Origin of the sequence: Rickettsia sp. TH2014, assembly GCF_019249195.1 — a bacterium.
GTDB lineage: Bacteria > Pseudomonadota > Alphaproteobacteria > Rickettsiales > Rickettsiaceae > Rickettsia > Rickettsia felis.
Genome location: NZ_MXAX01000203.1, coordinates 1 through 1359, shown reverse-complemented (window position 1 = coordinate 1359; position 1359 = coordinate 1). Strand labels below are relative to the sequence as shown.

Sequence of the window (1359 nt, the reverse complement as noted above, 5' to 3'; positions counted from 1 at the left end):
TATGTCATTCCTGCGAAAGCAGGAATCTAGGCTAAAAAAGTCTTTTTATTATGTTGTTTTCTTTTTGAGTAAAGCTTTTAAGAAGCTTTACTCAACTGGATTCCCGCTTTTAGCTAGGAATGACATAGAATAAAATACCAGAAGTTTGCAAAATCATATTAAATTAAGTTTTTTATACATTTCTTTATATGAAGAATATTTATTAATATTTAAACCTTTTGCTGATTCTTCTAATATTTTAATTGATTCTGCATTTAATTCTTTTTCCTGTTCTATTTTATGATATATCGCTTCTCTTACAAAATTCATAATAGTATCATTTTTATGTGCAGTATGAACTTTAAGAAAACGATGTAATTCGTTTGGTATATCTATGCTTAGTCTAGTCATATTACGTACTTATTTAAGTAATTACTTAAATAAGTATATCATTAAAAAAGAAAAATAAAAGTAAAAATATAGCCTCTAAGAATTATTTAAAATATACTCCATAAAAATTTGGCGCGCTTCAGCCTGTCTATTATTATGAAACAAATACCTATTAAAAAAATAGTTTGTTAAGGTTAAAGCTTGTCTTTTTTCTTCTAATGTAATCTCACTATCATCTGAAAGTAAAAATTTTGGTAAAATCAATAATTTATCTTTGTAAGGCTTTCCTATTTCATATGATAACGCTCTACCTGATTTAGGTGATACATAAGTTAAATCAATTGTTGTGTGGCTAACTGCACACTTGCTAAGGTCGAGTTTATAACCCGTCTCGGCAAGTAAAGTCAGCTCAAAATTAATATAATCACGAAAACAAAAATTCTTTGATAAATTATCTAAATAATTAATTAGAAACAAAAAAAAACTAGGATGTTCTTCTCTTTCATGAAATAACTCTTTGATCAAAGATATAACAGAATTAAAGGCATATAATTTAACTTTATTTGTAATAAAATGACCGGTATAAGATTTTATAAGTTCACACTTGGCTATGCCTATATGTTCATGTAATCTTGCTTGCCAAAGAAAATCTACAATATTACCTTCTTGATATATAAATTTACTTTTCTTAGAAGATTCCTTTGCAACTCCCGAATATAAACCGTGATTTTTAGTAAAAATTGTAACAATAAACATATTTTCTTTTAAAGGCTTTCTAGCAATTATTACCCCTATATCTTTGACATTCATAGTTTTTAGTATTAAATTTTTGTCAAATCGTCATTGCGAGCGACCGTAGGGAGAGCGGCAATCCAGTAAACATGCTGATTTACAGAATTTTTTTAATCTTTTTCTGGATTGCCACGTCGCTTCGCTCCTCGCAATGACGACTGGGAGTCCACGCAAGCAAGCCTTTCTCGCAAGGCGTTG

Annotated in this window: 2 protein-coding genes; both read right to left on the bottom strand. The window is 28.8% G+C overall.

Features of this window, described 5'->3' with window-relative positions; translation table 11 throughout:
* Positions 1-153: 153 nt before the first annotated feature.
* Complete coding sequence (locus KYQ89_RS04160) at positions 154-390, bottom strand: hypothetical protein (RefSeq protein ID WP_218460538.1); 237 nt, start codon at positions 388-390, stop codon at positions 154-156.
* A 75-nt stretch (positions 391-465) separates the two neighbouring features.
* On the bottom strand, positions 466-1179 hold the full coding sequence (recO, locus tag KYQ89_RS04155; RefSeq protein WP_218460537.1) for a DNA repair protein RecO: 714 nt from the start codon (positions 1177-1179) through the stop codon (positions 466-468).
* Positions 1180-1359: the final 180 nt, after the last annotated feature.

Excerpts from the sequence above, each read along its gene's own strand:
- recO (WP_218460537.1), bottom strand. The coding sequence starts at position 1,179 with ATGAATGTCAAAGATATAGGGGTAATAATTGCTAGAAAGCCTTTAAAA.
- KYQ89_RS04160 (WP_218460538.1), bottom strand. The coding sequence starts at position 390 with ATGACTAGACTAAGCATAGATATACCAAACGAATTACATCGTTTTCTT.